Raw genomic sequence first — 4,004 nt, forward strand, 5'->3', positions numbered from 1 at the left:
TCGTCAATACGACCAACCATACGGTCTACACCGAGGCCGAGTTCAAGGCGCTGCCGGGCGTATCGATCGCTGATGACCCGTTCGGCAATAACACCTTGATCTATCTCGACCCAGCCTCCGGCATCGCAGGGGGAGTGACCCTGACGGGCATCTCTGATGCATTGCTTTCCCAGATCGTGGTGGAAACGATGTAGGAGAAACCGTGATTCGTACAGTCCACTGGTGACGCTGAGAACTCTGAGCAAGGCTCAACTTCAGAGCCAGAAAAGCCGTGGCATGATGCCCCACAGCCCGAAATTGCCTACAGTTCCTCTGAAACAAGGAAAAAGATCATGCCGCGCCAAATCCTCTCGGTCGATCGCAGCGTTCGGGATTGCGAGATTCCGCTCGCCAGCGCAACCCACAATGTCCCTGCCTCCGCCGATTTCAGCGCCACACGCATCGTCGGTGGCGATTGGTTACCAGAAGCCACTACAGAACGTGTTGAAGCGGTCACAGTGGCGAGCGAGTTGTTCGAGATCTACAGCAGCAACTTAGTCGGCACGGGCTTTGGCGATGCACCGACTAAGGCGCCACCCATTCCTGGTTGCGGCCAAAGGCCGCGCTAAACGACGAGATAAGCGAAGAGCACAATGGCAACTTCTACCAAGTTCTTTGACGACCCGCAGAGTTTCGCCGCGGTGGCACAAGTACTCGCGGGAGTGATAGAGCCTGCAGTACCGGTGTATTGCGGCAGCGTGCCTCTGGGAAATTATCACGCAGTTGAAGTGTTCGACAGAACACCCAACGGATCGGGTTACCCGGGTAGCTTCGTCGATCTCGTGGCGAACACCTATCTGCGTGATACCTACCAGAAGCCGGACGGTACAGCGGGCTCTTATGGCACCTCATTTGCAGCGACGTTCTCGTATCGACCTGCTGCCGGCGACGAGAACCTTGCTTATGTCCCAACTGTTGACCGGGGAGACATCACGATTGGCGGTGGTGCCCGGTATACAGACGTTATCACCGGCCATTTCGGATCAGTTGCCAACGTCACGAGCACCCGAGCGTTTCCGGATCCGACTTTTGCGTTCACGACCATCGGCGTCTCGAACGTCTTTGCCGTTCAGCAAGATGTCGAACTGGCAACCGGTGTTGTACGCACGGCAGGCGACGTGCTGCGTGCGGGAACGCTGTCGAGCATGTTCTCTTCGCAGCAAAGCTTCGATGCCTCGCTGATCCTGTGGGAGGACCGGGCTGGCAAGGTTCATAGTCTGCCGTTGAGTGATGCCACGCCTCGCGACGATCATCTCTTTGACCAAGCGCAGGAACTCGGCTCGTGGGTGGAATTGGTCAAAGGGGCGGGGTCGGCCTGGCATCTGGACAGTCCGACTATTCGTCTGGTGATCGACAACCCGCATGGGCTGCAACTTGGCCTGCAAGGCTTCCTGGCGAGCAGCCGGAATCCGAATGACGACTCGCTGAACCTATGGACCGAAGTACTCAACCCGTCGAGCGTGCTCGCAAAGGGCCTCACCTACAGGGTCGATTTCAAAATCATCGCCGTCGCTCCCCTCACCGATAACACGACCTACGTCACCCCATTCTCGGCCAAGCTCGCTGGTACACCGTTCAGCAATGTCACCTTGAGCGGGACAGCTGACGCAAATGCCATCGGCACCGGTGGAGACAATGTTATCGAGGGGAACAGCGGTGCCAACACCTTATCCGGTGACGCAGGCAACGACACGCTGACCGGGAGCGCTGGCAACGACACGCTGACCGGGGGCGCTGGCAACGACAGCTTCGTCTTCGCTGACCATGGCAACGGCCTCGACACCATCACCGACTTCACGCCGGGCGACACCATCGACGTCACCGGTGTCACCCTTGTTGGTCATGTCACCGCTGGTGATGGCAGCACCGTCGGACAGGGCGAGGTACAGTTCGCCTCCGGTACTAACACCCTTTATATCGGCACCGACACCACGTCCGGTGCGGAGGTGCAGATTAAGCTGATCGGCAGCTTCACCGCCGCCGCATTCTACGTGTCCGGCAGCGACCTGTCTTTCGGCCCTGCCCCAACGGTCCTCAGCTTCAGCCCGAGCGACGGCGCCACCGGAGTGGCCACCAGCAGCAACATCGTGCTGAGTTTCAGCGAACCCATCGCCGGCGGCACCGGCAGCATTCTTCTCCAGACTGCCGCCGGCGCTACCGTCGAAACCTATGACGCTGCGACCAGCAACCGGCTGACGGTCTCCGGCAGTACGCTGACCATCGACCCGACCAGCAGCCTCGCAGACGGCACCCACTATTACGTCACCCTTGCCGCCGGAACGATCAAGGACCTGGTGGGCAACAGTTACGCCGGCACCAGCACCTACGACTTCACCACCGGCGCCGCGCCCGCCCCCTCATACACCGTTCCTGGCACACTAGGCAACGACTTTTTCATTCCGTCCGCCGGCAACAACTATCTGGGCGGCGGCGGCAACGACACCTACATTATTAGTCCCAATACGCTGTCCGGTGCCGTCACCGCCCAGATCACCGACACCGAAGGCAGCAATGTCATCCAGTTGGTCGACGGCATGACGATCAGCGCCAGCAGCTTCTATGGCAACGCGGCGCAACTGACGCTCGCCAGTGGGGCCATCGTCCAGATCCTCGGCGCCTCGGCGTTGGGCTATCAGGTCGGCGCCAACGCGCCCGCCGGTGACACCGCCGCCACACAGACCTATTCCCAGTTCGCCAGCACCCTGGGTGGTTCCGTACCTACCGGCTCGACCCCGGTTTCCGGCACTGCGGGCTACGTCGTTCCCAGCGGTTTCACACAGGCGCCCGCGCTCACACCGGCCGTTGCCGGCCCCTCTTACACGGTCCCCGGCACGCTCGGCAACGACTTCTTCATTCCCTCGGCGGGCAACAACTATCTGGGTGGCGGTGGCAACGACACCTACATTATTAGTCCCAATACGCTGTCCGGTGCCGTCACCGCCCAGATCACCGACACCGAAGGCGTCAACGTCATCCAGTGGGTTGACGGCATGACCCTCACCGCCAGCAGCTTCTACAACGACGCCGCGCAATTGACCCTCTCCACCGGCGCCAAGGTGCAGATCCTGGGTGCGTCGAAGTTCAACTTCCAGCTCGGCGCCAACGCGCCCGCGGGCGACACGGCCACCAGTCAGACCTATGCCCAGTTTGCAAGTACCCTGGGAGTGACCCTTCCGGCAGCCGGCGCCGCTCCGGTCAGTGGCACCCCCAACTTCGTCGTCGCGAGCAGCGGGTTCGACGTCGCCAAGGACAAGCTGGTATTCGTCAATACGACCGATCAAACGGTCTACACCGAGGCCAAGTTCAAGGCGCTGCCTGGCGTATCCATCGCGGATAACCCGTTCGGCAATAACACTTTGGTCTATCTGGACGCCGCCTCCGACCTCTCAGACGGAGTGACCCTGACAGGTATTGCCGATGCGCCGCTGTCCCAGATTGTGGTGGAAATGATGTAGGAAAACTATCCTGCCGGAAGGATGCCGTGTCTGCGTAGCGCGTCCCTAGCAGAAGATACGGGGCAAAGTGAGACTCGAAGTGCTCCAGCACCCACATGCTGTTTAGGATTGAAGTTGGCTCTGCCATTCACAACTCCATGAAGAGATCCCGGTAAAGGAACAACAAGGCCGACAATGCCTGGGGTTCTGGGTCGCCGCCGCTACCTGGCCCAGGGAGCCCCAGAGCGGTAATCGGCGTCGTGCTCCGTTCGCGCCCTTTTCGATTGACTCTACAGGGTGAAGAGGCTCAAGTGAACCCATTCCCCGTCCGAAGTCACCGAGCAGCATGAAAGCACGAGCGCGCAATCTGGAGAAAGCATGCGCCTGAATACCCTCGATCCCGAGGCCGAACCGTTGCGCGCCGAGATCGACACGCTCGAAGAACCGACGGTGATCGAGTTCGGTGCGTCCTGGTGTGGCTACTGCCGGGCCGCCCAGCCACTGATCGGCCCGGCTTTCGCCAGTCATCCG

Annotated in this window: 4 protein-coding genes; all 4 read left to right on the forward strand. The window is 60.5% G+C overall.

The genetic code is table 11. The annotated features are described in order from the left end of the window. A partial coding sequence (locus ACCAA_RS04445) for a hypothetical protein (protein ID WP_186406042.1) occupies positions 1–194 on the forward strand: 194 nt, incomplete at its 5' end. Between the two features lie 138 nt (positions 195–332). After that, complete coding sequence (locus ACCAA_RS04450) at positions 333–608, forward strand: hypothetical protein (protein ID WP_186406043.1); 276 nt, start codon at positions 333–335, stop codon at positions 606–608. A gap of 24 nt (positions 609–632) precedes the next feature. Further along, positions 633–3,494 carry an Ig-like domain-containing protein gene (locus tag ACCAA_RS22425; RefSeq protein ID WP_186406044.1) on the forward strand — a complete coding sequence of 954 codons (2,862 nt, stop codon included), beginning with the start codon at positions 633–635 and terminating at the stop codon, positions 3,492–3,494. A gap of 357 nt (positions 3,495–3,851) precedes the next feature. Further along, on the forward strand, positions 3,852–4,004 hold a 153-nt coding region (locus tag ACCAA_RS04460), incomplete at its 3' end, for a thioredoxin family protein (RefSeq protein WP_186406045.1).

The organism is Candidatus Accumulibacter aalborgensis, from assembly GCF_900089955.1.
GTDB classification, from domain to species: domain Bacteria; phylum Pseudomonadota; class Gammaproteobacteria; order Burkholderiales; family Rhodocyclaceae; genus Accumulibacter; species Accumulibacter aalborgensis.